The sequence below is a fragment of the Methylocystis sp. L43 genome, assembly GCF_015709525.1.
Classification (GTDB): Bacteria; Pseudomonadota; Alphaproteobacteria; order Rhizobiales; family Beijerinckiaceae; genus Methylocystis.
The window spans coordinates 1-24,833 of sequence record NZ_JADNRA010000032.1; the positions used below are offsets into that span (position 1 = coordinate 1).

Genomic DNA, 24,833 nt, shown 5'->3' on the forward strand with positions numbered 1-24,833 from the left:
GCGCCTCCTCCTGGTTGGAGGAAGGCAGGAAATCAATCAGCCGGCGCATCTGCAGGAGCGCTTCGACGTCGTTGTCATATGCGCGATCGGCGATCGAGCTTTTGGTCGTATGCACCGAAGCGCCGCCGAGTTCTTCCGCCGTGACGGTCTCGTTGGTCACCGTCTTCACGACATCGGGTCCGGTCACGAACATATAGCTCGTGTCGCGCACCATGAAGATGAAGTCGGTCATCGCCGGCGAGTAAACGTCGCCGCCGGCGCAGGGGCCCATGATCACCGAGATTTGCGGAATGACGCCCGAGGCCAGCACATTGCGCTGGAAGACCTCGCCATAGCCGCCGAGCGCCGCGACGCCTTCCTGGATGCGCGCGCCGCCGGCGTCGAAGAGGCCGATGATCGGGGCGCGATTTTTCAGCGCCATGTCCTGCAGCTTGGTGATCTTTTGCGCGTGAGTCTCGGAGAGCGAACCGCCGAAGACGGTGAAGTCCTTGGCGAAGACGAAGACGGCGCGGCCGTTGACCGTTCCCCAACCGGTGACGACGCCGTCGCCTGAAATTTTTTCGCCCTGATCCATGCCGAAATCGGCGCAGCGGTGGGCGACGAACATGTCGAATTCTTCGAACGAGCCGTGATCGAGCAGCAGTTCGATTCGCTCGCGCGCCGTGAGCTTGCCGCGGGCGTGCTGGGCTTCGATCCGCTTTTTGCCGCCGCCAAGTCGGGCGGACGCGCGCCGCCGTTCAAGCCCGTCGAGAATATGTTTCACCAACCATTGTCCTTACCATTTCGTAGCGAAGATCGCACCGACAAGACTACGGCCGCCGAAATCTCCTGAGATTCAACATATGTTGCGCAAATCCATCGCAAATGCTCTTCATTTGGCCCCCATCCCTCGTCGCGATGTCCGCTCCTCAACTTTACGCGATTCATTCCAGCCATTACTTTGGCGTCTGAGTGCGTAGAGGATTTCATGGTCTAGGCAATCTAGGCGGATTTCCAGCGTTGCAAAAATTCAAAATGTCTAAGAATTTGTTTCAAAAAACTCGCATAGGGTCGTAACCGGCCCCGATCTCGCGAAGATCGTCCATTCGATGAAGCGAAAGATTGATCTACTGCGGATGCAGCGCGCGCAGAGGCTTCAGTGCGACGTCATGCGGCCGAAGATGGTCCGTCAAGAGGGTCGATCCCGCAAGACCGCAGATCCTCTTTTGCTGAAACGGTGCGCGTGACTGCGTCACCGGCGAAGCTTGCTCTCCGCCTCACGGAGAATCCTGCGAGGAAAGTGACACTGCGTCAGTGTCAACAGAAGGTCCGGGAGCTGGAATGCATCATGGGTTGCACAAAGGGCAGTGCTGAGCCGGCGCGCGCTGCAATCCATCTCCCCGAAGGCGTTCTTCCGTATAATCGCATGCGGGACACCCTAATCTCTCAGCAACGACCAACTCAGTGGGCGCGCCGCAGGCTTCGCAGAGCAAGCCGGCGCGAGATCCGGTCCGACCAAAACCCGGCGCGCCGCAGGCCGGGCATTGCCGCGCCAGGCGCTGCGCGAGGCGTTCGGCCAATATGGCAAGACTCCTCATCCGCGTCGGGTTGAAGTGGGCGCGCATGTCCGTCTCCATGCGCGCCCGGCCATCCGATGATACAGCAGCGGCTGCTTCAATGGCGCGCCTTAAGCGGTCGGGATCGACGATGCCCTTAGCGAGAGCAGACGCCACTTCACCTTCGTTCGGCCGCACGATCAGCCCATGGGTTGGAAAACCGATCCTTTGCAAAAACCCGTCGGATGCTTCTCCGGGCGAGACGACCAGATGATCATAATTCGTCTTCTCGGCGATTAAGCTTTCGGCGACAACAATTCCGCTCTCGTCATCTACAAAGACCAGAAGCTCCATGCCTGCAGGAATATACGGAATGGCGGGATGCGGACCGAATGAGCCTTCACTCGCAAGCCCAAGCGGCACGCCTGCGGCGCGCATGCCCAAACGCGCTTTGCGCATGGCGACGTCGAGCATCGTTCCATCGCGCGGAATCTCTCCAGAGAACGTGCCAAGTTGATCAGTATCTACTCCAGGCGGTGAAGTGACGATTAAGCCGGGTGTCGACATCAACGCGGGCGCAACGACCTGTTCCTTGCGGTGCATGGTGGCGAAAGCGGCCGTTCGACTGGCGTAAGGATGGCGCGCTTGGGCCATGCTAGTAAGCGCCGCTCGATCGTCCGCGAAAGGTCCAGGCGAGGGTGGCGTTCGCCTGAAACGGTATGATGTGAGTGTTGGCGACAACCATGGTTGGAGACACTCTTCGCGGTGTCCGTTCGAGGACGATGGAGCGCGTATTGAGAGAAAGACCATAGAAGCGGGGACCATGTTCGGCGGCGAAGGCTTCCAGTCTCTCCAGCGCGCCTTCCTCGTCGAAAACCGCGGCGTAAGTTTCCAACGCCACGGGAGCGTTGAAAATGCCAGCGCATCCGCAGTCGGACTCCTTCTCGCCCACCGCGTGCGGCGCTGAGTCCGTGCCTAAGAAAAACTTCGGATTGCCCGACGTCGCCGCGCGGCGCAGCGCCAGTCGATGCCGTTCCCGCTTGGCGACCGGAAGACAGTATAGGTGCGGGCGGATACCGCCTTTGAACATCGCGTTTCGATTGATGACCAGGTGATGCGGCGTGATCGTCGCGCCGAGGTTCGGTCCGGCGGTCTCGACGAACGCGACCGCCTCCTCGGTCGTTATGTGCTCCAACACCACTCTTAGCGCCGGAAACGCCGCGAGAAGTTTCGCGAGAACACGCTCGATAAAAACAGCCTCGCGATCGAAGACGTCGACGTGGTGGTCAACGACCTCACCGTGCACCAGCAACGGCATCCCAAGTCGCTGCATCACCTCGAGGACAGGATAGATGCGCTCGATATCGGTCACGCCTTGCGCGGCATTGGTGGTCGCGTGCGCCGGATAGAGCTTGGCCGCTGTGAATACGCCAGATCCGAAGCCCCTCTCGATTTCGCCGGGATCAATAGTGTCGGTGAGGTACGCGGTCATGAGCGGCGTGAACGCGAGACCCGGCGCGAGCGCCGCCTGAATGCGCGAGCGATAAGCCTCCGCGGCGGCGACCGTCGTCACCGGCGGAACGAGGTTCGGCATTACGATCGCCCTTGCAAATTGCCGGGCCGTTTCGTTGACCACCGCCCGCAGCATGTCGCCGTCGCGCAGGTGCACATGCCAATCGTCGGGCTGTCGGATGACCAATCTGGTCGCCGCGCCGGGCGTCGGAATCCTCAACGGGTCGCGAAAACCAGGCATGACAGTTGACCATGGTTGACGCGCGTGCCGCCGCTTCGGTCAAGCCTTCGGCGGGCCATAATAGCCGGGCTTGGAATGGGTATCGTTCAGCAGCAGTTTCGCGCCTTCGACGACATGGGGCGCGAGGCCCGCGCCCCCCGTCTCGATCAGCGTCAGCAACTCGGCGCGCATCCTCGGATCCCAATAGGTCCGCATGTGATTCCTGATGCCTTCCGCGCGCCTTTCCGGCGGATAGGGCGCGAAGAAATCGCCGATCTGATTGGCCATCAGAACGATGCGATCGAGCGCCATGACAGGAATGTCGGCGCCCTGCGAAGGCCACTGCGTCATGCGCATTCCGCCGGCTCCAGCTCCTCGATACCCGGCCCTTCCGCCTCCTGCACGCTGTCGGCGGCGGGGCCGTTGGTGCGAACGACGTCGACCGCCGTGACCTTGTATTCGGGACAGTTCGTCGCCCAGTCGGAGAGGTCCGAGGTGACGGCGTTGGCCTTCGATTTCGCATGGTGGAACGTTGTGTAGACAACGCCCGGATTCACGCGCTCGGAAATCTTCGCGCGCAGCTCGGTCTGGCCGAAACGGCTCGACAGCTTCACCCAGTCACCGCTCTTCAGGCCGCGCGACATGGCGTCCTGTTCGTTGATTTCGAGCACGTCTTCGGGATGCCACATGGAATTCGGCGTGCGCCGCGTCTGCGTGCCGACATTATATTGTGAGAGAATGCGGCCCGTTGTCAGCAGCAGCGGATATTTATCGTTGGCGCGCTCCGCTGTCGGCACATATTCGGTGAGCATGAAGGCGCCAAGCCCGTTGGCGCGCGGGAACTTCCCGATGTGGAGCACTTCAGTGCCCTCGGGCGCGTCCTCGTTGCAGGGCCATTGCGCCGAGCCGACGCGGTCGATCAGCGCGAAACTTATGCCGCGATAGTTGGGCGACAGCCGCGCAATCTCGTCGAGAACCTCACCGGGATTGTTGTAGGTGACGTTGTAGCCCATGGCGTTCATAAGCTTTACCGTGATCTCCCAGTCCTGAAGGCCGGCCAGCGGCTCGATCACCTTGCGCACGCGCGAGACGCGGCGTTCCGCGTTGGTGAATGTGCCGTCCTTCTCCAGCGACGATGAGCCGGGGAAGAAAATATGGGCGTATTTCGACGTCTCATTGAGGAAGAGATCATGGAGCACGACGCATTCCATGTTCTTCATCGCGGCGATGACGTGGTGCTGGTTCGGATCGCTCTGCACCGGATCCTCGCCCATGATGTACATGCCCTTGAAGGACCCCGCGACGGCGGCGTCGAGCATGTTGGGCAGGCGCAGGCCGGGCTCGGCGTCGAGCGTCACGCCCCATTCCGCTTCAAAGCTCGAGCGGGTGGCGTAATCCGTCACGAAGCGGTAGCCGCTGAAGACATGCGGCCAGCTGCCGAGACAGCTGCCGCCCTGCACATTGCCCTGGCCGCGCAGCGGATTGACGCCAACGCCCTCGCGCCCCAGCATGCCGCAGGAGAGGCCGAGATTGCCAAGGCACATCACGCCGGTCGAGCCCTGCGAATGTTCCGTCACGCCGAGGCCGTAATAGATGGCGCTGTTGGGGCCGCCGGCATAGATCCGCGCCGCTTTGCGGATGTCGTCCGGATCAACGCCGGCGAGCGGGCCGATGACTTCCGGCGCATATTTGTCAGAGCCGACGAGCGCTTTCCAGTTCTCGAACTCGTTCACTTCGCAGCGCGCGTGGACGAAAGCTTCGTTGTAGAGTTTCTCGCGCACCACGACATGCGCGATGCTGTCGAGAATCGCGACATTGGTGCCGGGTCGGATGGCGAGATGCACATCCGCCTTGCAATGCGCGGACTCTACCGTCTCGGTCTTGCGCGGGTCGATGACGATGAGCTTCGCGCCCTGGCGGATGCGCCGCTTCATCAGCGAGCCGAAGACTGGATGACCCTCAGTCGGATTGGCCCCGACGACCATGACGACGTCGGCCTGAAGGATAGAATCGAAGTGCTGGCTCGCAGCGCCCGCGCCGATGGTGTTGGTCAGGCCGAACTGCGTCGGCGAGTGGCAGATGCGGGCGCAGTTGTCGATATTGTTGTTGCCGAGCACCGCGCGCGCGAATTTCTGCGTGAGGAAGATTTCCTCATTCGTGCAGCGCGAACTGGAGACGGCGCCGACCGACTTCACCCCATATTTGGCCTGGATGCGCTTGAATTCGCTCGCCGCGTAGTCGAACGCCTCCTGCCAGCTCACGGGCTTCCACGGATCGTTGATCGAGAGGCGGATCAGCGGCGTACGCACCCGGTCAGGCGCATTGTAATAGTCATAGGCGAAGCGCCCCTTGATGCAGCTGTGGCCATGATTGGCCTTGCCTTCCTTCCAGGGAGTCATGCGCACGATCTTGCCCCCGCGCGTCTCGGCCTTGAAGCCGCAGCCGACGCCGCAATAGGCGCAGGTCGTGACGACGGATCTTTCAGGCTTCAGCGGGTTCGGCATGTTTGTACTCTCCCTCGAAGAGACTTTTCTCGACCAGCGCATGGCTCGGGCAGGTCTGCACGCAGGCGCCGCAACTCACGCATTCGGATTCAAAAAACGATTGATCCTGGCTGGCGACGACTTTGGACTCGAAGCTGCGGCCGGCGATGGTGATCGCGAAGGTTCCCTGCACCTCGCCGCAGGCGCGCACGCAGCGGCTGCAAACAATGCATTTGGCGGGATCGAACAGGAAGTAGGGGTTGGAGGCGTCGACGGGCGCGTCGAAGTGATTGGCGCCGCCGTTGCCGTACGGATGGGACGCGATCCCTTCGGCCTTCAGCGTTTCGTGGAGTTCGCTCCACCCGTCCGCCATCTCGCTTTCGGGGAAGTCGGAAAGGTAAAGCTCCAGAACGCCCTTGCGCAGGCGCTTCAGCGTCTCGGTCTGGGTCTTGACCTTCATGCCCTCGACGACCGGCGTGGTGCAGCTAGCCGGGAACCCGCCGCGGCCTTCGATCTCTACGAGACAGACGCGACAGCTGCCAAAGGGCTCGAGCATATCGGTGGCGCAGAGCTTCGGCACTGCGCGACCCGCTTTTGCGGCGGCAAGCATTACCGAACTGCCAGCCGGAACCGTGACGGTCACGTCGTCAACATCAAGCGTTACGGGCGATCCATCTCGTGGCGGGGTGCCAAAATCGATCTCGTCTTTCAGTCCGCGCAGTTCAGACCACATTCGCTGCCTCGCCAATCCAAAGCTGCCTTTTCTTGTTCCTTCAAGAGGTCACAACCCACTTCAAGAGTGGGCTTTCCTTCCCTCGCACAGTTGCTCGACCTGCGACGACCTCGACGTCGCAACTTGGCGCAACCAGATGGCATGGTCGCAGAGCGCAGCGCCTTTAGTGCTTCCGGCGGCGCCAGGGCATGGCGTCAGGGTCCCGGGCCGTTCGACGTCGCGACCGGGGTCGGGAAGGCAAGACTGCAAATGCCACAATATGCCAACGGCGCTATATTTAGCTGAATGCGATTATCACTCAATTTCAATTTATCGAATAGCTCGTTCTATTGTGGCAAAACGCCAGCGACCTCCCGATTGCACCGAAAGTTCTGACGACTCGGGGTGAACTAACATCGGGGGCGACATGACGTTTCAAGAATTCAGAGCTAACTCACTTTGCTGTCCTTCAGCAGGCCGACGAGCGGATTAGGCGCCGGGGGCGCGATCCGCCGCAGCGTATTTGTGTCGTGGTGGTTGAACGGCGGCGTCTTGCCGCGCAGGGCGAGATCCGTTCGCGTCACATAGGTCCAGCTGCCATCGTCGTTGAAGGCGATGTCGATGCGGTAATAGTCGGTGCGAAACGCCTCTTCCAGGAAAGTCGTCGAGCAAATGCCGAAGCGACTGTCGCCGCGCCGCGCCTCGACTGAAATGCGCGCGTCATCGGGTTTCGCCGTTCCGCCCGCCAGCACGACTTGTCCGCGCGGGATCGCGATGGTCTGCATAATCAGGCCCGTGGCCGGCTCCCAGAGCCAGTACCCAACCTGGTCGTGAAAGGTGATCGCCTCCTCCGGGGTGTTGATATGGATGTGATAGCGCAAACCATAGAGGAGTTGCGGCCCGTTCGTCTGCGGATCGATCGGATCCATCCTTATATGCTCGCGATACGCGCGTCTTTCCGGCCCTTCGGCCTTGGGATTGACGTCCACGCCTTGATCGGATTGCCACACGCCCGCCAAGCGGCGCAACGGACCCAGATTAGCGAGCGTGTCGGGGGAGAACTCAGGCTCGGTAAAAATATCTTCCGGACTGCTGCACACTTTTCATGTCCCTTCTTGCTCATCTGAGCGCTTGTGATTGAGGAACGTGCGCGGCCTGATTTCAAGCGGCAAATTTACCCAATCTGCTGCCGACATTCGTCGCAGCGGCTTTTGACTGAGACAAAGACATCAAGGCGACGAGACGCCGGCTTCGCGGACGCTCGGGCATGAATCGCGCCGCACGCACCGTGCGGGGGCGCACTGCGCCTTTCAATGAGACGCGCAATGATCCGAATGTTGCAAAGAACGCTTAGCTTTTCGAAGCGATCGGGGCCGGCCGGTGGGGCCGGCCCTTTTTCGCGCCCCTGCTCGGTTTTTTCTAGGGTCTTGGCGGACGTAAACGCGTATATTTCCGTCAGATATTTGCATCGTTGGTGGGTAGGCTGCTTGCTCCGTGAGAGCCGGTTTGATAGGCGGAGTCGAACGTGCCTCTCGATTTTGTGCAGCGTGTCCCATGGACGTCAGCACCATCACATCCGGCGTCTTATGCGTCGGCGCCGCATTGCCCGATCCGCCGTTCGAATTCATGGAGGACGGGGAAGCTCGCGGCTTCGACGTCGAGCTGATGCAGGCGGTCGCCGCCGAGCTCGGTCTCGCCTGGCGGCTCGCTCCTTATACGGGCGCGGATTTCAACGGCATCTTCGAGGGGCTCGCGCGCGGCACGTGGGATTGCGTCGCGTCCGGGGCGACGATCACGCCCGACCGGCTACGGCTGGCGTCGTTCTGCACGCCTTACATCCGATCCGGCCAGAGTCTCGTTTGCAACGTCGAGGCGACGCCGAGCGTCAGGTCGATCGACGATTTGCGCGGCTTGATCCTTGGCGTGCAGCAGGGCAATACCTCCGAGCCAGTGGCGCATCGCCTCAAGGATGAAGGTCGGATCGCGGAAGCGCGCACCTATGCGTATCACGACATCGGCGCGATGTTGGATGACCTGTCCGCCGGAAAGATCGGCGCGGTGATGAAGCTCGCTCCCGTGATGCGCTGGATGATCAGGAATCGTCCCCAATTGCGCATCGTGCAGGACGGGATCACGGATGAGAGGCTCGGCGTCGCAGTTCGCCTCGGCGACGACGCCCTGCGCACGGCGATAAACGACGCCCAAGCGCGATTGCACAAAAGCGGCGCGCTCCCGCAGTTGGTGAAGAAATGGCTCCAGACGTAATCCGCTGCATTCACCTGTATACGGGGAGCGACGGCCGCTCCCACGTCGACCATATCGCGCTTCCGTTGGGAGCCGTAACGCCAGCGAAATTGGCGCATTTCGAGGAGACCGCGCCCGGCGCCTCGCGCGACTGGCACACCGCGCCATGCGAGCAATTCGTCGTCACGCTCTGCGGAACTTTGGAGTTCACCACACGCGACGGCGAGACGTTTGTGCTGCGGCCAGGCGACATACTGCTGGCGTCCGACACGGCCGGAACCGGACATCGCTGGCGGCTCATCGACGATCAGCCGTGGCGACGCCTTTACGTCGAGCTGGCCGCTCCCTTTTTTCCCGCCGGCGCCGGTCTCGAGACCTGACTTTGCGCGCGCGCCAGCGGCCGCGCTGCGCCAACGTCGCTCCGCTCCGCGGCGTCAAGGATCGAGACGGCTCACAAGGTCCTGGATCTGGCCCGCGAGTCGTTCGGCGACGCAGGCATAGCCGGCGTCGTTCATGTGGAGACCGTCAGGCGCGAGCAGAGGCTCGACGCCGCCCCCCGGCGCGGCATCGAGCGTCTTCATCAAATGGTAGCGCGAAAAAAGGCAGATGTGCTCCTTCTCCGCGACGCGCTCTAACGTCTCGACGAAACGCTCGTAACGGGCTGGATCTTGGACCTTTTTGATGAATTGCGGATCGACGAGCAGCACGTCGCTCTTGTGCCGCTCGATCGACAAAATGCCGCGTTCGACCACGGCTTCAAACTTTGGCTCCGAGACCGATGCGTTCAGCGCGTCGTTTGTCCCCACCTGCCACAGCACGAGATCGGGCTTGATGCGGTCGAGTTCAGCATTCAAGCGTTCAAGCGCGCCATCGGCGGTCTCGCCCGCCTTTCCGGCATTGATGACCTCGACGTCCGCGCCGGGAAACCTTTGCTCGAGCGCGAGTTCGAGCCGCGCCGGATAGGCGGCCGCCGGCGAAGACGCGCCGACGCCTTGCGTCGATGACGAGCCGATCGCCAGCACATGGACGGGCATTTTCGCCCGCAGCCGCGCGGCTGTCCGCTTGAGAGCGCCTCTCGCCGGCATGCGGACTGGCGCGGCTGCGCAACGACTGCGAGGAATCAGTTCCACCGCGAGGCCGGGCCACGACGCTATGCAAGCGAGGCCGGTCAGCGCGTGAAGGAAAGCTCTTCGGCCTGGACGAAGTCCGCTGGCGCAGCGGTCGCCGCCAGAGGCGGTGTGCGATGTCTGCATTCCAGAAAGCTCGCGAGTTTGTAGAGAGTCCAGAGTCCGGCGAGAACGAAGATGACGTCGAAAAACGGAGAGTTGATCGCCGTGGCGTTCAGAATTTGTCCGATTACGCTCAGGAGACTACCGGCGCTGAATATGACAAGGCTATGTCTCCCCAGAAGCGACGTGGCCGAAAAGATGGCGGTCGCTTTAAGCTTGGCGGACGCACGGGAACAATAAAGAACATAGGCGAGGGCAAGAAAGTCGACAATTCGAATGACGCCAAGCTCCGTCTTGCCCCGATCCAAATGGGCCACCGCGACATCGGCGAACTCGGGAATAAACCCGATGAAATTGCTCACGATAAGCGCGGCGCCCAGAGTAAACGTGAGGGCAAGGCGATAGGTTCCCGCGTGCATCGCGAACTTGCCGTCTCGTATGACCAAGCCTGTGAAAATCCCTAAAGCAAACATCAATTGCCAGGTCATGGGATTGAAGAACCAGACGCCAGGCTCCGGCCAGGAGGGCAAATTCGCGCCGGTAAAGCGGGCGACCGCATAGATGCCGGCGGACAGAAGCAACATTCGCCAGCGATTACGCAGTCCGACAAGGCAGAGCAGAGGGGCGAAGAGCAGGAGCGCGACATAGAGGGGGAGAATGTTGAAATAGCCGATCTGATGCCCGAGCGTCGCGACGCCAACCAAGCCCCGCAGCGGATCAAGGAACGGCGCGGACCGCCCATGTTCGGCGAGGAATTGCTCTTGACCGGTCAGAAGGGTCGCGGCGCCAAAGAGCGCGAGCGCGATGGCGGTGAGGCCAAGATGCGCTGCGTAAAGCCGCATGGCGCGCGACAGCAAAGGCGCGGAGGCCGTCCACTTCGGGGCTGTCTTGAAGCGGCGACCGTAGGCGAGCGCGACGGACAGTCCTGACAGGAAGACGAAGGCCTCGGCCGCGTCAGAAAAGCCGTAGTTCCGGGGCGTCAGATAGCCGAGAATATTGCCTGGCATATGATTGACGAAGATCGCCGCCAATACGGCGCCGCGCCAGAAATCGATCGATTCGATTCGTTCTCCTGGCACGCGGTCTGCTCCCTGCATGCGCGTTCGCGACGCGCTTATCAATGTAGGCGATATTGGGGAGCCGAGGGGAGCCGCTGCACGTCGTGTAGGCGCCTAAATCCTATGCGAATGGTGTGCAAACTTCAGACGCTTGCCGTGAGACTTTGCAGCGTCATGCTAAGCGGCGGCAATCACCGACTTCACAGGAAGGCGATCTCGAGCCGATGCGTTGCGTTGCGGCCGCATTTGCTCTCAAATCGCAACCCTCACGCGTCAGATCGGATCTCGCGCATGTTGAAGATTTTCTGCGCTCCCGCGAGATATGTTCAGGGCCGCGACGCGACGATGGCGCTCGCCTCCGAACTGGCGCGGCTCGGCATTGCGGGAAAGGCGCTGATCATCGCGAGTCCGACCGCGCGCAAGGCGCTGGAGCCCGTTTGGCGCGAGACGTTCCCAGCCGCCGGACTCGACTATGCGATTCTCGATTTCGGCGGTGAGTGCTCGTCTGCGGAGATTTCCCGCGGGAGCGAAGAGGCGCGCCGGGTCTCGGCCGCGTCGATCGTCGGCGCCGGCGGCGGCAAGACGTTGGACGCCGCCCGCGCCGTCGCCGCGGAACTTGAGCTTCCCGTCGCCTGCTGTCCAACGACGGCGTCGAGCGACGCGCCCTGCAGCGCGCTTTCGGTCGTCTACACCGAAGACGGGGTGTTCGAGAAATGCCTCTTTTACCGGCGCAACCCCGATCTCGTGCTTGTCGACAGCACGGTCATCGCACGCGCGCCGGTGCGCCTGCTGATCTCGGGCATGGGCGACGCGCTCGCCACTTTTTTCGAAGCGGACGCCACCATCCGCGCGCATCGCAAGAACGTCGCTGGGGGGCTGAGCACGATCGCCGCCGCCGCCATCGCCGAGCTCTGCTACAAAACGCTCCTCAATGACGGGATATCCGCCGTCGCTGCGGCGCGGGCAGGGTCGATCACGCCGGCGCTGGAACGCATCATCGAAGCGAACACGCTGCTCTCCGGCCTCGGGTTCGAGTCGGGCGGCCTTGCGGTGGCGCATTCGGTCCACAATGGACTGACGGCCGCGCCGGAAACGCATGATCGGCTGCATGGCGAAAAGGTCGCCTTCGGCACGCTGGTGCAGCTTGTGCTGGAAGGACGGCCGCGTTCGACGGTCGATGAGGCAATGGGATTTTGCCTCTCGGTCGGCTTGCCTGTGACGCTTGCCGAACTCGGGCTCGCAAATCTGTCGCGCGAGACCGCGCGGGCGATCGCCGAGCGCGCCGTCGCCGTCGGCGAGAGCGCGCATAATGAACCCTTTGAGGTGACCGCCGCGACTCTCATGGACGCGATTTATGCCGCCGACTCCATGGGCGTCGCCTTCAAGGCGCGCGCTTCATAGCAGGCAGGCTCCCGCGCGCGCCTATTCCGTCAAGGAAGAAAGAACGGCGTCGGCGGCGCGAAGGGCGAGCGCGGCGATGGTGAGCGTCGGATTTGCGGTTCCGCCGGTCGGGAAAACGGCGGCGCCAACCAGAAAAAGATTTCGGTGCGCGTGCGCGCGCAGGTTTTTGTCGACGACCGACGTCGTCGCGTCTTCGCCCATGCGCGCCGTGCCCATGATATGGCCGGCGCCTTGGGCGTCGTCCTTGTGCCAAAAGGCTTCCACGCCGATCTTCGCAAACATGTCTTCATGCAGAAGTTTGGCGTTGGCCAGGGCGCGGTCGGTGTAGCGGTCGAGTTGAAAGAAGATCGCCGGGCGCGGCAGGCCGGTCTTTTCGATTTGCGTTCGATCCAGCGTCACCCTGTTGCTCGCCAGAGGGAGCTGCTCCGTCAACGCGGCCACGCGAATGTGCCGCGACGTCTGCTCCCTGAGCGCCGTGTCGAGCGCCTTTCCGCGCAGGCCGCTCAGCGCCAGTTCGCGCGCGGTCGATTCAGGCGCTCCCGTCGGCCAATTCCACCCTTCATTGCCAAATTCGAATCTCAAAGCCGAATTTGCGCCGCGGTCTTTCAGATCTCGAAAATTCTCGATCCCCGATGTCGCCCCAGGTCCGCGATAGGGCCAGACGGGCTGGCGCGTGAGCGCCCAGCTCAGCTGGATCGGATGATCCATCAGATTTCGGCCGAGCTGATCCGAGCGATTGGCGACGCCGCCAGGATAGGACTCGGAGGCCGAGGCCAGCAGGAGTCGCGGCGTCTCGACGCCATTGCCGGCGACGCAGACGGCGCGCGCGAATACGCGTCCTGTCGAGCCATCCGATCGTATGAACCTGACCGCTTCGACGCGCCCGTCCGGGCGGCATTCGACGAAATTGGCGCAGGTCTCCGTCAGCAGCCTCGCGCCGAGAGATTGGGCGCGCGCGACGTGAATGGTCGCGTCATATTTCGCTTGAATCGGACAGATGGGAATGCAGCTGGCGCTGCCGTGACAGGCCGGTCGGTCGCCGGACGGCTTCGAGAGGCGCGCCTGCGGCGTCGGGCGGACCTTATAGTCGGACGCCTGCAACGCGTTGCGCCATGCGCGATCAAGAAAACTCTGGGCGATCGGCGGAAACGGGTAGGGCGCTGATCGTGGGGAGCCGAGATCGTCGTCATTGTCTCCGGCGACTTCGAGCTCCTGTTCCGCCTGGCAATACCATGGCTCGAGATCGGCGTATGAGATCGGCCAGTCAACGCCGAGGCCGAAGCGCGATTTCATCTCGAAATCGGCGGGAACCAGTCGAACGGCGGTGCCTAGCCAGTGCCATGTCGTGCCGCCGACCTGGCGCAAATAGGTCGAACTGAAAGGATGAGGCCCTTTCTGCGCATAGAACGCATCGGGCTTGTCTGACTCGGGGTGCGGCGTGAACGCCGCCTGCTCATAGGCCGACTCGGGAGTCTTGGGAAAAGCGGTCTGGAACCGCTTCACCGAGGCGGCGCGGTCGACGCGCGGGCCGCCCTCCATGATGATGACTGTCGCGCCTTTGCGCGCGACGCGAGAGGCGACCAACGCCCCGGCGACGCCAGAGCCTATGACCACTACGTCGGCGTAAAAATCCATGCGAGGCGTCACTTCCCGATTGGCGTGAGCGCCCAGCCCGCGCCGTCATTTCGGGGAATGCCTCTTGGCCCGGCAAAACCGATTGCGTTCCACAGGAGCGCGCCCGTGTAGTCGACGCAAATCATGCGTCCAGACTCGACGGTTTGACCGGAATACCAGTCGGCCACAATTTGGCGCGCATGGCGCTCCGAGTCTTCTCGGTTCAAACGGCCTATGTCAGCAAGGAAGCGGCGATCGGGTCCAAGACTCTGCAGATAAATCCGAGCGGAATCGACTGAAAGATTCGGGCGCCCAGTAAGCTCGGCGCTCAGGCGGAGAAAGTTTTCGAGATCCGAGGTTTCCGCAAGTCCGGTCCGATCAGCAATGCAGGGCGCAAGCGCGCCGAGCGCGCAGCCGATCAGCAGCTTCCGACGCGAGACGTCACGATCCTTTGCGCGCATGGCATTCTCGTTTTGCGAAGAGCCAGCCCTTCAGCGTTCCAATACGATATTCTTGTCGAAGGCTTCGATCGCCTCCTTCGACAGGGCGGACGTCAATAAGTCGTCGAGAACAGACGGCGGCACCGTAATGTCGCGACTATATTGCAGTCCAACTTCGACGGTCTGTCGATCGGAAAAACTCGCAAGCAGCAACGTCCGTTCGGCGCTCTTGACGATCGCGGCGATGGCATCGAGCTGCTTCTCCCAATCTTTTTCACGCCGCATGAGTCTGCCGAGATATACGGCGACGCCATCCGCGCCCGCCTCCATCGCGACATAGGCTTGCGCCGCCGTGAACACCGCTGTCGCCAGAGAGGCGCACTCCTTTTCCTTCAGCGCCGCGCAACATAAAAGGCTGGTTCGGGTCGGCGCAAGCTTGATCCACAGTTTCTTCCCGCGCGCGGCTTTCAGGTCGCCGACATAGCAAGCCGCTTGCCTCAGCGCGTCGTCTGCGCTTCCAACCGCCTGAATCATCAGATGCCGAATCGCGCCAATATCGGCGGACATTCCGCAGAGCTTGCGCGCGGCGGCGACGTATTCATCCAACGACAAAGCTTCCGCGCCGGCGGCGCGGGCGATCAATGTCGGATTGGTGGTGAAGCCTTGCACGCCAGGAAATTTCAGCGCCTTCAGGATCGCATCTTGATCCGCCGTATCGACGAGAAGCATCGCGTCTCACTTTGTTGTGGTCGTGGCCGGGTTCACGCAGGCTTTTTCCTTGCGCTCAACACGACGCTCTTCGGATTGGCGAGAATGGCGTCCCAGAATTTCTGTCCGTGCCGCTCAATTCCTTCCTTAGACACGGCGAACGGCGTCCACTCGGCGTCAGCAAACCCGCCCTGATCCAGCGCGTCCTCATATGCGCCACGACTCCACTGGGTAAATTCGATCGAGAAATTCTCGCCGCCGACAAAAGCCATCCGGACGCGCAGGCTGCGCGGGTCTTTGCCGATCTCTTCGAGAAAAAATCCATAGGGAAGCGTATCGGCTCGACCGTTGATGAAATCCGGATTGGGCACGACAGCGATCAATCTGCCCTCGGGAGCCAAATTCGCCGCCACGGATCTGAACATTCGCACAAGCGTCTGCTCGTCCTCGGCATAATTGAACAGAAAGGCGGCCGTAGCGACGTCGAACGCCCCCAAGACCGCCGTCGCTGCGGCGTCGCCGACCTCGTAGGCGACGCCAAGTGGATTTTGGCTCTCTTCATGCCGGGCGACGTCAATCATGGCGGGCGACAGATCAACGCCGAGCACATTCTTTGCGCCAAGTCTTTTGAGGAGCCGGGAATAATGGCCAGTGCCGCATGCGTAGTCGATGACGCTCGCGCCTGAAAGATCGCCGAGAACCGATTGGACGGTTGGCGTTTCAAGGAAAATCGTATGGTCATCCTTCCGCGCCGCCGAATATTGCCGGCTGATTGTTCGATATTGGTCGCTCATGCGCATGTCCCGGAAAGCCGCTGCTAGATCACGCTGCATTTGGGCGAAATCGCCCAAATGCAGGCTTCAAGGTTTGGAACTTATTCCTTCAGCTCGACAGTGGCCATGGGTTCGCCAAACGAGGAACGCTTTCTGCCGCGACGGCCTCTTAAGGCAATCTGGCGAGGCCTGCGCTTGCGAGCTGATCGCTTCGTGTTCCAGCCCTATCTCTCTTAGAGACGCTACTGCGTCGAGACGCTACTGCGTCGAGACGCTACTGCGTCGGCGACGCTGCCAGGCTAGCGCCAAGTGGGGAGATCGGTATGGAGAGAACCGAACAGTCAAACGCAACTGGCCCCCGATGCGCCGGCGCAGCGCGGCGGTGACGCCAGGTGGCGTTCGCCGGAAAAGCTCTACTCGCCGTAGTCGGGGTCGCCCTCGTTCTAGCTTTGGCCGTCCTGTTCTTCGCGTGGTCGGGTCTCTACAACGTCGCGGCCAGCCAGCCTCATTGGGCGCTCACGCGCTGGTTCCTGGACTTTGGTTTGCGGCGTTCCGTTGCGACGCACAGCGCCCCCATCACGCCGCCGACGCTCGATGATAAAGATCTGGTGATCCTCGGCGCCGGCCATTTCGACGGAGGCTGCGCGTCTTGCCACGGCGCGCCGGGGGGGCGCAGCGACCCGATCGTTGATCGCATGCTCCCAGAGCCGCCCGAACTCAACCGCGCCGTGTCGGATTGGTCGGCCGAGCAGCTCTTCTGGATCGTCAAGCACGGTCTGAAATTCACCGGAATGCCGGCGTGGGTCGCGCAGCAACGCGACGACGAAGTGTGGTCTGTCGTCGCCTTTCTGCGCGCGCTGCCGCAGATGAGCGAGGGCCAATATCGGCTGTTCGCCATCGGCGACGTCGAGGCGCGGCCGAATGACGGCGCTGAGATCGCCCGGAACGGCATGACAATGGAGGCGCTGACGCGGTGCGTGCGCTGCCATCGGGGCGATGCGCAGCCCAGAAGCGCGCTCGTGCCCCGCCTCGCCGGACAGTCGCAGGCCTATGTCGAACGCGCGCTGCGCGATTTCGCCGGCGGATTAAGGTCGAGCGGAATCATGGAGCCGATCGCCGTGGCGCTGGACGACGCCGCGATCGCGGCGCTGAGCGCATATTACGCGGGCGCGCCCAACCTCGCTCCAAGCGCGCCGCCGATAGAATCGAACGCCGATCAAATTGCGCGCGGCAAGCAGATTGCGACAGAAGGCGTTCCAGGGTCGGGCGTTCCGGCTTGTCTGGTTTGCCACGGCGATACGCGCGCGCCGTCCTTTCCAAAGCTCGACGGCCAGTATGCGCCCTATATTGTCGGCCAGATCGAACTGTGGAAACGAGGGCTGCGCATAAAGACGGGATATGGGGCGATTATGGGGGCGATCGCGTCGCGTCTGACCGACGAGCAGGCGCGAGACGTCGCCGCATATTTCGCGAGTGTTGCGGCGAGGCCCGCCGAAAGGCCCGCGCCGCCGTCGCCGCCTTCACCTCGTCGAGGACGCCGTGCGCGATAAAAGACGATCCAGTCGCGTTAAACTGGCCGCTCCAGCTGCGTGCGTCATGCTTGCCGGATGTGACGGCGTTCAATCGACGCTCTCGCCGGCTGGACCGCAGGCGCACCATATTGCGCGCCTGTTCTGGGCGATGACGGCGGGAAGCGGCGCGATCCTGCTCGCCGTCATTCTCGTGACGGCGATCGCGCTATTTGCGCCGACGCGCCGGCGGGCATTCCTGGCCGACGACGCTGTCGTGCTCGCCGGCGGGCTGATCTTCCCCGTCGTCACGCTCTCTGCGCTGTTCGTCTACGGACTGATTCTGCTGGGCGCAGGGCCGGGAAAGACGGCCGCCGCGCCGATTGGAATAGAGGTGGCCGGCGAGCGCTGGTGGTGGCGCGTCATCTACCGGGACGGCCCGTCGGCGGTGGAGAGCGCCAATGAGTTGCGGATTCCGGTCGGCCGCGCGGTTGAGATCGAACTTTCCAGCGATAATGTCATTCATAGTTTCTGGGCGCCGAGATTGGCCGGCAAGCTCGACATGATTCCCGGCCGCAAGACCGTGCTGACGCTGAGCGCCGAGACAGCGGGCGTGAGCAGGGGCCAATGCGCGGAATATTGCGGGGGGGCGCATGCGCTGATGGCGTTCAACGTCGTGGCGATGCCGCAGAATGAATATGACGAATGGCGGTTGCGGGAGTTCGAGCCAGCGCAGGAGCCCGCAACGCAGGAGACGCGAGAGGGCAAGGCGCTGTTTCTTTCGCATGGCTGCGGCGCGTGCCACACAATCCGCGGAACGCCTGCGGCCGGCAGGATAGGGCCCGATCTAACCCATGTGGGCGGCAGGATCTCGATCGGCGCTGCGATCCTCGCGACGGACGAAGCCTCCCTCGCGCGCTGGATCAAGCACAATCAAGACATCAAGCCCGGCAATCTGATGCCGGCCTTTGACATCTTCAATGATAGCGAACTGCTCGCCCTGTCGCGCTATCTCGCGAGCCTGCGTTGAAGCTGCGCGGCCGTCTGAGCGCTTACATGCCCTGGACGACGGGTTCGCCGGCGCTGAGCCAAGCGAGGATGCCGCCGCCAAAATGCGTGTTGGCGTCGCGACGGCCCAAGAGCCGCGCCTGCTCCATCGCCGACACCGAGCGCTTGCCGGAGCGGCAATAGATGATCACTTGCTGGCCCTCGCCGGCGACCGGCAGCTGGCTCGGATCGAATTTCGACAGCGGATTGAACAGCGCGCCGGCGATGTGGCCCGCCGCATATTCTTCAGCCTCTCGCACGTCGACAAGCAAGACCCGCCCTGTTGCAAGTCCTGACTTCAACTCCTCCAGACTGATGTCATTGAACTGGTTGCCTGCGCTCATGACGCTTATTCCTCCGATCGATCCTTCGCATGATGAATTTTGGCGCGTTGTCAGGGCTCGCCTATCCCGTATTGCGCAAGCCCGCCGCAATGCCGTTGATCGACATCAGGATGCCTTCGCGAATGTCGTCGCCGCGCTCCCCCGCGCGATGGCGGCGGATCAGTTCGACCTGCAGATAGTTGAGCGGCGCGATATAGGGGAAGCGGTGCCTCAGCGAGCGCGCGAGCGTCGGATTGTCGGCGAGCCGCTCCTTGGAGCCGAGAATTTTTTCAAGCGCGTCATTCGCGCGCGCATGCTCCGCCTCGATCATGCCGAAAATGCGCGCGGCAAGCGCCTTGTCCTCGACGAGTCCGGCGTAATGATGCGCGATCGACATGTCGGTCTTGGACAGGATCATGTCGATGTTCGAGAGCAGCGCGCGAAAGAACGGCCATTCTTCGCTCATCCGGCGCAAGAGCGCGAGCCGCGCTTTTTCGTCCTTCTCGATGAAATGCGCGATCGCCGAACCGAAGCCGTACCAGCCCGGCAGCGCGACGCGCGCCTGCGCCCAGGAGAAGCTCCACGGGATGGCGCGAAGATCCTCGATGCGGCGCGACGGTTTGCGCGAGGCCGGACGCGAGCCGATGTTGAGCGAGGCGATTTCCGAAATCGGCGTCGACGAAAAGAAGAAATCGACGAAGCCTTCGGTCCCATAGACAAGGCCGCGATAGGCCGCCATGCCGGCCTGCGACAATTCTTCGGCGGCTTCCAGGAACTCCGGCGCCGGAGTCTTGTGCGCGGAGAGCAGCGTCGCCTCGAGCGTCGCCGCGACGAGCAGTTCGAGATTGACGTGGCCGATCTGCGGATTTGCGTATTTCGCCGCGATGACTTCACCCTGCTCGGTCAGACGGATCTGCCCGTTCACCGTGCCGGGCGGCTGCGCGAGAATGGCGTCGTAGCTCGGTCCGCCGCCGCGTCCGACGGTTCCACCGCGTCCGTGGAAAAGCCGCAGGGCGACGTTCGGCAGTGGGCCGAAAAATTCCGCAAGCGCGGTCGAGGCGCGGTAGAGCTCCCAGATGCTGGTCAGGATGCCGCCGTCCTTGTTGGAGTCGGAGTAGCCGAGCATGACGTCCTGCTGCCCGCCGGAATTGACGACGAGCTTGAGGATGCCGGGCAGAGCGTAAAACTCCTGCATGATCGGCGCGGCGTTGCGCAGATCCTCGATGGTTTCAAAGAGCGGCACGATGATGAGATCGGCGACGACGGTCTGTGTGTCGCGCGGATCGAGCGTGCCCCGCATCAGGCCGCATTCTTTTTGCAGCAGCAGAACTTCAAGGAGGTCGCTCACCGTTTCGGTGTGGCTGATGATGTAATGACGGATCGCCTCGTCGCCGTAGAGCCGGCGCATCTCTCGCGCGCGTTCCATGATCGTCAGTTCGCTCGTGGCGCGGTCGCTGTATGTCGCGCCCGGCAGGCGCACCGGCCGCGGATCGTTGAGCAGCCTCAGCAGCAGCTGCTGCTTTTCGACCTCCGGGAGCGCGGCGTAATCGTCGACGACGCGGGCGACGCCGAGAAGCTCGGCGATGGTCTCCTCGTGCCGATCGGAGCTTTGCCGCAAATCGAGCGTCGCGAGGTGAAAGCCGAAGACTTCGACGGCGCGGATCAGCGGCTCGAGCCGCTGCGTGGCGATGACCTCGCTGTGATGCACGCGCAGCGATTCATCGATGGTGACGAGATCGGCGAGCAGCGCCCATGAATTGGCGTAAGGCTCGCCTGGCGCGACCGCGTGGCGCGCCGCCTGACCGCCGGTCAGCTTCTCCAGCGTGCCGGCGAGGCGCGAATAGACGCCGATGAGCGCGCGGCGATAGGGCTCATCGTCCCGATGCGGATTGTCGTCGCCCGAACGGACCGCAAGCGCTTCGAGCGCCTTGGTGCAGCCGGCGTAACGCCGCGAAATCGAAAGTTCCGCGCCGAGCTCATGCACTTCGATGAGATAAAAGCGCAGCACGGTTTCGCACTGCATGCGCAGGGCGGTCGAAAGCGACTCCGCCGTCACGTTCGGATTGCCGTCGCGGTCGCCGCCGACCCAGGCGCCCATGCGCAGGAACGGCGGCACGCGCAGTCCTTCGAGACGCTGTTCGATGTCGGCGTAAAGGCGCGGGATCTCGCGCAAAAAGGTGCTGCGATAATAGCTCAGCGTGTTCTCGATCTCGTCGCGCACGGTCAAGCGCGAGTGACGCAACAGCTCGGTCTGCCAGAGCTGCGAGACGCGGGCGCGAAGCTGCATCTCGTTTTGCGCGCGCTCGGCCTTGCCGCGCATATGTTCGCGTGCGGCGAGCAGTTTGAAGATCGCGTGTTCGGCGTCGAGCAGGCTCTTGCGGCGCACTTCCGTCGGATGCGCCGTCAGCACCGGCGAAATCCAGCCGCGCGCCAGCGCCTGAGCGATCTTGCCGGCGCCGACGGCGGCCTTGCGCAGACGCGCGAAGGTCGTGGCGAGGCTCGGCGCCCCGGTGAAGGCGCCGCTCGCCTGGGCGCGGGCGCGCTGCTGCAGCGGATGCAAATCTTCGGCGATATTGGCAAGATGCGAGAAATAGCTGAAGGCGCGGATGACGGTGCGCGCCTCTTCCGCCGTCAGCGCGCGCAGCAACGCGTCGAGATTCCTGTCGGCTTCGGCGTCCCCGTTGCGGCTGGCGGCCACGGAAAGCCGCCGGATCGTTTCGATGCGCTCGAAGGCCGCGGCTCCCTCATGTTCGCGAACCGCGTCGCCCAGCAGGCGCCCAAGCAGGCGAATGTCCTCGATGAGGGATTCGTCGCCCTTCAAGGGTTCGGGATCGGCGCCCGCCGCCGCAGCGGTCGTAACGAGCTTTTCCTGCGCCTGCGCTTCAAGCTGCATGATCTATCGCGACCTTTAAACTTTCCGCGCCTCAAGGCGCCTCTCGGTCAGCTATAGCAGGGTTTAGGCGCCATTTCGACGCGGCACTTGTTCGAGGCGGCTCGGCCGCTTATAGACGTCGGCGACGATGCGATCCGCCTAATCTCCGTAATTTGCGTCGCTAATGGTCAAAGCCATGCTCGATACAACCGAAATTCTTATCTTTGCCGGGGTCGGCCTTGTCTTTGCCTTGGGCCTCCTCGCGTTCTGCAGGTGGTCGGGCGCGGCCGTCCAGCGGATCGCCGCCTATGCGCTGATCGCGCTGTGCTTCCTCTACGTCGGCTTCGCCTTCCGCGCTGAGGAGCCGGGCCCTTGGGTCGGCTTTGAAATGACCGGCGTCGCCGTCTTCGGCACGCTCGCCGGCATGTCGATCATCGGCTCGCCCTGGTGGGTCGTCGCGGGCCTCGCGCTGCATCCGCTCTATGCGATTTACTTTCACTATATCGGCGCCGCCTCGCAATTCGCCCCCGCGCCCTTCGTCGTCGCCAATGCGGCCTTCGACGTCGCGATGGCGCTTTTCGTCGCTTATGCCGCATTGCGTGGCGGTCGCAAGAGCGCGGCGGGCGTTCAGAAGACGTCTGAGAAGGAGGCGCCGCAGCGCAGACTCGCCGCGCGCTCCCAGCATCGTTCGCAAAGCCGCGACGCCGGAGGTCCGGCGTGAACGCGCCTGCGGACTTCTCCTTGCGCTACGACTGGGGCGTCGAAGAGATCGTCGCGATCCATGATCAGCCGCTGCTCGATCTCGTCGCGCAGGCGAACGCCGTTCATCGCCGCTTTCACGACGTCAATGACGTGCAGAAGGCGGCGCTGCTGTCGATCAAGACCGGCGGCTGTCCGGAAGACTGCTCCTATTGCCCGCAATCGGCGCATCACCGCGAGGTGAAGCTCGACCGCGTCGATCTCTTGGAGACGGCGGAGGTGCTCGGCGCCGCAAAGACCGCCAGAGAGGCCGGCGCCGATCGCTTCTGCATGGGGGCCGCCTGGCGCTCCGCGCCCGAGGGCAAGCGCTTCGACGCCGTGCTCGACATGGTGCGCGGCGTGCGCGCGCTCGGCATGGAGGCCTGCGTCACGCTCGGCATGATCAATGAGTCGCAAGCGAAGCGCCTCGTCGAGGCCGGGCTCACCGCCTACAATCACAATCTCGACACCGGCCCGGAATTCTACAACGAGATCATCACCACCCGCACCTATCAGGACCGTCTCGACACGCTCAAGGCCGTGCGCGGCGCGGGTCTCGAGATGTGCTGCGGCGGGATCATCGGCATGGGCGAAAGCGTGAAAGATCGCGCCGGCATGTTGCAGACGCTGGCGTCTTTCGATCCGCATCCGGAAAGCGTGCCGATCAACGCGCTGGTCGCCGTCGAGGGCACGCCGCTCGCCGGGCGCGCGCAGATCGACCCGCTCGATCTCGTGCGCATGATCGCGACCACGCGCATCGTGATGCCGAAGGCGCGGGTGCGGCTCTCGGCCGGCCGCTCGTCGCTGTCGCGCGAAGCGCAAATTCTCTGCCTCGTCGCCGGCGCCAATTCGATCTTCTACGGCGAGAAGCTGCTGACGACGGGCAACGCCGGCGTCAATGAAGACGATGCGCTCTTCGCCGCTCTTGCGGCGCGCGAGGGGCGGGCGCCCACCGCGCCTTAAGAGTCCTCGGCCGGGCCGAAGATCAGCTCGAAATTCCTGCGCAGCGCAGCGTCGACGGCAGGCATGTCCGCCGCCACGCCGAGGTCCGCGAGGCTCGTGACGCCAAGATGCGACTCGCGCACGCCGCAGGGCGCGATGCCGGAAAAATGCGTCAGATCCGGCGCGACATTGAGCGCGATCCCGTGAAAGCTCACCCATTGCCGCAGGCGCACGCCGATGGCGGCGATCTTGTCTTCCGCCATTTCGCCGCCCCGTCCTTTGGCCTTCTCCGGCCGCTCGACCCAGACGCCGACGCGCCCGGCGCGCCGCTCGCCCGTGACGCCGAAATCGGCGAGCGTCGCGATGATCCATGATTCAAGCGCGCAGACGAAGGCGCGCACGTCGCGTTGGCGTCGCGAAAGATCGAGCATGACGTAAGCGACGCGCTGTCCTGGCCCATGATAGGTGAACTGCCCGCCGCGTCCGGTGCGGTAGACGGGAAAGCGCGCCTCGAGCAGATCCTGCTCCTTCGCCGAGGAGCCGCCGGTGTAGATTGGCGGATGTTGCAGCAGCCAGACGCATTCGCGCGCCTCGCCCGAAGCGATCGCCGCGGCCCGCGCCTCCATAAAAGCCACCGCCTCCTCATAGGGGACGAGATCGTCGCTGACGCGCCATTCGACCGGCGGCGCGCCAGGGCGCAGACGCATGACGGCGTCTAGGGAGCCGCTAGAAGGCGGACAAGGCGTTTCAGTCATTCGGCCGAACGAAGCCCATCAAGCGCCGCGAGACGCACGTTCCGACGAAACTGAATCTCGGCGATTGCTTCAGGCCTAGAGCGTTTCGCGAGCAGCCTCTGTATAAGCGCAAGAATTTCTCGAAAAGCGACCGTAACAACCGCGTTGAATTGGATGTCTGGTCGCGGCTCAGCTTCAATTCTATCCCCTTGTTCATTCACGCGCCGGTCGCAACTACGTGCAATGATTAGCGCAAAGCAGGAGAACGCAATGGTTTACTTGTTCGAGTTTTTCGCAATCGACGCCGCCGGCCAACGCCTTTCTCTAAATGCGACGAAACGTCGTGTAAAGACGGCGGCGCTCGCGGACGCCTATGGGCAAACAATGATGCGCGATGTCTTCTATGACAATCAAAAGGCCACCATCTGCGTCATTAAGGATCAAGTCGGGCATACGCTTCGTGAAGTGCTTGCGACCGCCTGAAAGTCACAAAAGAGAAATTCGTCCCGCCAAGGCGATCGGCGCGCCGCAAATGTAAGGCGCGTCCTAACGAGCAAAGAGCGGGCGGTTACGCGTTCGCCGCTTGTCATCTGGGAGCCGATTTGTTAGACGCAGCGCGCCGGCGCTTCGCGTTAAGCGGAGCGTCCTTGCGGCCGTGGCGGAATTGGTAGACGCGCTAGCTTGAGGTGCTAGTTGGGCAACCAGTGGAGGTTCGAGTCCTCTCGGCCGCACCAATATCG

General features: G+C 62.9%; 22 protein-coding genes, 1 tRNA gene and 1 pseudogene. 9 read left to right on the forward strand and 15 right to left on the reverse strand.

All coding sequences use genetic code 11. The features are described 5' to 3' along the window. From IYX23_RS12475 to IYX23_RS12500, 6 genes and pseudogenes are all read right to left on the reverse strand, one after another. On the reverse strand, positions 1-763 hold a 763-nt coding region (locus IYX23_RS12475), incomplete at its 3' end, for a carboxyl transferase domain-containing protein (protein ID WP_348643657.1). Positions 764-1,325: 562 nt separating this feature from the next. Further along, positions 1,326-2,189 (reverse strand): DUF6671 family protein, encoded by an 864-nt coding sequence (locus IYX23_RS12480; RefSeq protein WP_196393832.1) that lies wholly within the window; start codon positions 2,187-2,189, stop codon positions 1,326-1,328. 1 nt (position 2,190) lies between these two features. Beyond that, a complete protein-coding gene (gene pyrC, locus IYX23_RS12485) occupies positions 2,191-3,288 on the reverse strand; it encodes a dihydroorotase (RefSeq protein WP_196393833.1) in 1,098 nt (365 codons plus the stop codon). A gap of 39 nt (positions 3,289-3,327) precedes the next feature. Beyond that, positions 3,328-3,618: a formate dehydrogenase subunit delta gene (locus tag IYX23_RS12490; RefSeq protein ID WP_246716751.1), complete on the reverse strand. Its 291-nt coding sequence runs from the start codon at positions 3,616-3,618 to the stop codon at positions 3,328-3,330. Further along, positions 3,615-6,483 (reverse strand): annotated as a pseudogene (gene fdhF / locus IYX23_RS12495) (formate dehydrogenase subunit alpha). Before fdhF ends, IYX23_RS12490 begins: the two are co-directional and overlap by 4 nt. A 428-nt stretch (positions 6,484-6,911) precedes the next feature. Next, positions 6,912-7,562, reverse strand: coding sequence for a heme-binding beta-barrel domain-containing protein (locus IYX23_RS12500; RefSeq protein ID WP_196393835.1), 651 nt, complete (start codon positions 7,560-7,562; stop codon positions 6,912-6,914). Between the two features lie 454 nt (positions 7,563-8,016). Between IYX23_RS12500 and IYX23_RS12505 the strand changes: the two genes are divergently transcribed. Beyond that, entirely contained in the window at positions 8,017-8,727 is a 711-nt protein-coding gene (locus tag IYX23_RS12505) for an ABC transporter substrate-binding protein (RefSeq protein WP_196398849.1), read from the forward strand. Beyond that, positions 8,712-9,086 carry a cupin domain-containing protein gene (locus IYX23_RS12510; RefSeq protein ID WP_196393837.1) on the forward strand — a complete coding sequence of 125 codons (375 nt, stop codon included), beginning with the start codon at positions 8,712-8,714 and terminating at the stop codon, positions 9,084-9,086. The genes IYX23_RS12505 and IYX23_RS12510 overlap by 16 nt, the downstream gene beginning before the upstream one ends. A gap of 54 nt (positions 9,087-9,140) precedes the next feature. On the opposite strand, the gene IYX23_RS12515 is transcribed toward IYX23_RS12510, so the two are convergent. Then, positions 9,141-9,740 (reverse strand): SGNH/GDSL hydrolase family protein, encoded by a 600-nt coding sequence (locus tag IYX23_RS12515; protein WP_210330684.1) that lies wholly within the window; start codon positions 9,738-9,740, stop codon positions 9,141-9,143. Positions 9,741-9,874: 134 nt separating this feature from the next. After that, a complete protein-coding gene (locus IYX23_RS12520) occupies positions 9,875-11,014 on the reverse strand; it encodes an OpgC domain-containing protein (RefSeq protein ID WP_196393839.1) in 1,140 nt (379 codons plus the stop codon). Between the two features lie 270 nt (positions 11,015-11,284). On the opposite strand from IYX23_RS12520, the gene IYX23_RS12525 reads away from it, so the two are divergent. After that, positions 11,285-12,394 carry a glycerol dehydrogenase gene (locus tag IYX23_RS12525; protein ID WP_196393840.1) on the forward strand — a complete coding sequence of 370 codons (1,110 nt, stop codon included), beginning with the start codon at positions 11,285-11,287 and terminating at the stop codon, positions 12,392-12,394. A gap of 21 nt (positions 12,395-12,415) precedes the next feature. Here the strand turns inward: IYX23_RS12525 and IYX23_RS12530 are convergent, their stop codons facing one another. The 4 genes from IYX23_RS12530 to IYX23_RS12545 are packed head-to-tail and all read right to left on the reverse strand — an operon-like array spanning position 12,416 to position 15,950. Further along, positions 12,416-14,029: a GMC family oxidoreductase gene (locus IYX23_RS12530; RefSeq protein WP_196393841.1), complete on the reverse strand. Its 1,614-nt coding sequence runs from the start codon at positions 14,027-14,029 to the stop codon at positions 12,416-12,418. A gap of 8 nt (positions 14,030-14,037) precedes the next feature. Further along, positions 14,038-14,469 carry a hypothetical protein gene (locus tag IYX23_RS12535; protein WP_196393842.1) on the reverse strand — a complete coding sequence of 144 codons (432 nt, stop codon included), beginning with the start codon at positions 14,467-14,469 and terminating at the stop codon, positions 14,038-14,040. A gap of 30 nt (positions 14,470-14,499) precedes the next feature. After that, positions 14,500-15,177 (reverse strand): transaldolase family protein, encoded by a 678-nt coding sequence (locus IYX23_RS12540; RefSeq protein ID WP_196393843.1) that lies wholly within the window; start codon positions 15,175-15,177, stop codon positions 14,500-14,502. 32 nt (positions 15,178-15,209) lie between these two features. Beyond that, positions 15,210-15,950: a class I SAM-dependent methyltransferase gene (locus IYX23_RS12545; protein WP_246716752.1), complete on the reverse strand. Its 741-nt coding sequence runs from the start codon at positions 15,948-15,950 to the stop codon at positions 15,210-15,212. A 371-nt stretch (positions 15,951-16,321) separates the two neighbouring features. On the opposite strand from IYX23_RS12545, the gene IYX23_RS12550 reads away from it, so the two are divergent. Together IYX23_RS12550 and IYX23_RS12555 are read left to right on the forward strand one after the other, a co-directional pair. Next, positions 16,322-17,479, forward strand: coding sequence for a c-type cytochrome (locus tag IYX23_RS12550; RefSeq protein ID WP_196393844.1), 1,158 nt, complete (start codon positions 16,322-16,324; stop codon positions 17,477-17,479). A gap of 46 nt (positions 17,480-17,525) precedes the next feature. Next, complete coding sequence (locus tag IYX23_RS12555; protein WP_196393845.1) at positions 17,526-18,467, forward strand: c-type cytochrome; 942 nt, start codon at positions 17,526-17,528, stop codon at positions 18,465-18,467. Between the two features lie 22 nt (positions 18,468-18,489). On the opposite strand, the gene IYX23_RS12560 is transcribed toward IYX23_RS12555, so the two are convergent. Together IYX23_RS12560 and ppc are read right to left on the reverse strand one after the other, a co-directional pair. Next, positions 18,490-18,828, reverse strand: coding sequence for a rhodanese-like domain-containing protein (locus tag IYX23_RS12560; RefSeq protein ID WP_196393846.1), 339 nt, complete (start codon positions 18,826-18,828; stop codon positions 18,490-18,492). Positions 18,829-18,889: 61 nt separating this feature from the next. After that, complete coding sequence (ppc, locus tag IYX23_RS12565; RefSeq protein ID WP_196393847.1) at positions 18,890-21,700, reverse strand: phosphoenolpyruvate carboxylase; 2,811 nt, start codon at positions 21,698-21,700, stop codon at positions 18,890-18,892. Between the two features lie 163 nt (positions 21,701-21,863). Between ppc and IYX23_RS12570 the strand changes: the two genes are divergently transcribed. Beyond that, positions 21,864-22,400 carry a PTS sugar transporter subunit IIA gene (locus IYX23_RS12570; protein WP_196393848.1) on the forward strand — a complete coding sequence of 179 codons (537 nt, stop codon included), beginning with the start codon at positions 21,864-21,866 and terminating at the stop codon, positions 22,398-22,400. Beyond that, positions 22,397-23,380: a biotin synthase BioB gene (gene bioB / locus IYX23_RS12575; RefSeq protein WP_196393849.1), complete on the forward strand. Its 984-nt coding sequence runs from the start codon at positions 22,397-22,399 to the stop codon at positions 23,378-23,380. Before IYX23_RS12570 ends, bioB begins: the two co-directional genes overlap by 4 nt. Here bioB and lipB read toward each other — a convergent pair. Beyond that, the gene (gene lipB / locus IYX23_RS12580) at positions 23,377-24,114 is read right to left on the reverse strand and encodes a lipoyl(octanoyl) transferase LipB (RefSeq protein ID WP_196393850.1); all 738 of its coding nucleotides are present in this window, start codon (positions 24,112-24,114) and stop codon (positions 23,377-23,379) included. The two genes, bioB and lipB, sit on opposite strands and share 4 nt — an antisense overlap. Positions 24,115-24,363: 249 nt before the next feature. Here lipB and IYX23_RS12585 point away from each other — a divergent pair, with 249 nt between their 5' ends. Both IYX23_RS12585 and IYX23_RS12590 read left to right on the forward strand, forming a co-directional pair. Then, positions 24,364-24,576 carry a hypothetical protein gene (locus IYX23_RS12585; RefSeq protein ID WP_196393851.1) on the forward strand — a complete coding sequence of 71 codons (213 nt, stop codon included), beginning with the start codon at positions 24,364-24,366 and terminating at the stop codon, positions 24,574-24,576. Between the two features lie 166 nt (positions 24,577-24,742). After that, positions 24,743-24,827 (forward strand) — tRNA-Leu (locus tag IYX23_RS12590). Positions 24,828-24,833 lie beyond the last annotated feature (6 nt).

What these genes read in the sequence shown, in the direction of transcription:
- IYX23_RS12585 (WP_196393851.1), top strand. Translation starts at nt 24,364, where the DNA reads ATGGTTTACTTGTTCGAGTTTTTCGCAATCGACGCCGCCGGCCAACGC.
- IYX23_RS12510 (WP_196393837.1), top strand. Translation starts at nt 8,712, where the DNA reads ATGGCTCCAGACGTAATCCGCTGCATTCACCTGTATACGGGGAGCGAC.
- IYX23_RS12560 (WP_196393846.1), bottom strand. Translation starts at nt 18,828, where the DNA reads ATGAGCGCAGGCAACCAGTTCAATGACATCAGTCTGGAGGAGTTGAAG.
- IYX23_RS12530 (WP_196393841.1), bottom strand. Translation starts at nt 14,029, where the DNA reads ATGGATTTTTACGCCGACGTAGTGGTCATAGGCTCTGGCGTCGCCGGG.
- IYX23_RS12570 (WP_196393848.1), top strand. Translation starts at nt 21,864, where the DNA reads ATGGTCAAAGCCATGCTCGATACAACCGAAATTCTTATCTTTGCCGGG.
- IYX23_RS12545 (WP_246716752.1), bottom strand. Translation starts at nt 15,950, where the DNA reads ATGAGCGACCAATATCGAACAATCAGCCGGCAATATTCGGCGGCGCGG.
- IYX23_RS12505 (WP_196398849.1), top strand. Translation starts at nt 8,017, where the DNA reads ATGGACGTCAGCACCATCACATCCGGCGTCTTATGCGTCGGCGCCGCA.
- IYX23_RS12525 (WP_196393840.1), top strand. Translation starts at nt 11,285, where the DNA reads ATGTTGAAGATTTTCTGCGCTCCCGCGAGATATGTTCAGGGCCGCGAC.
- lipB (WP_196393850.1), bottom strand. Translation starts at nt 24,114, where the DNA reads ATGACTGAAACGCCTTGTCCGCCTTCTAGCGGCTCCCTAGACGCCGTC.
- pyrC (WP_196393833.1), bottom strand. Translation starts at nt 3,288, where the DNA reads ATGCCTGGTTTTCGCGACCCGTTGAGGATTCCGACGCCCGGCGCGGCG.
- IYX23_RS12535 (WP_196393842.1), bottom strand. Translation starts at nt 14,469, where the DNA reads ATGCGCGCAAAGGATCGTGACGTCTCGCGTCGGAAGCTGCTGATCGGC.
- IYX23_RS12490 (WP_246716751.1), bottom strand. Translation starts at nt 3,618, where the DNA reads ATGACGCAGTGGCCTTCGCAGGGCGCCGACATTCCTGTCATGGCGCTC.
- IYX23_RS12480 (WP_196393832.1), bottom strand. Translation starts at nt 2,189, where the DNA reads ATGGCCCAAGCGCGCCATCCTTACGCCAGTCGAACGGCCGCTTTCGCC.
- IYX23_RS12555 (WP_196393845.1), top strand. Translation starts at nt 17,526, where the DNA reads ATGCTTGCCGGATGTGACGGCGTTCAATCGACGCTCTCGCCGGCTGGA.
- IYX23_RS12540 (WP_196393843.1), bottom strand. Translation starts at nt 15,177, where the DNA reads ATGCTTCTCGTCGATACGGCGGATCAAGATGCGATCCTGAAGGCGCTG.
- ppc (WP_196393847.1), bottom strand. Translation starts at nt 21,700, where the DNA reads ATGCAGCTTGAAGCGCAGGCGCAGGAAAAGCTCGTTACGACCGCTGCG.
- IYX23_RS12515 (WP_210330684.1), bottom strand. Translation starts at nt 9,740, where the DNA reads ATGCCCGTCCATGTGCTGGCGATCGGCTCGTCATCGACGCAAGGCGTC.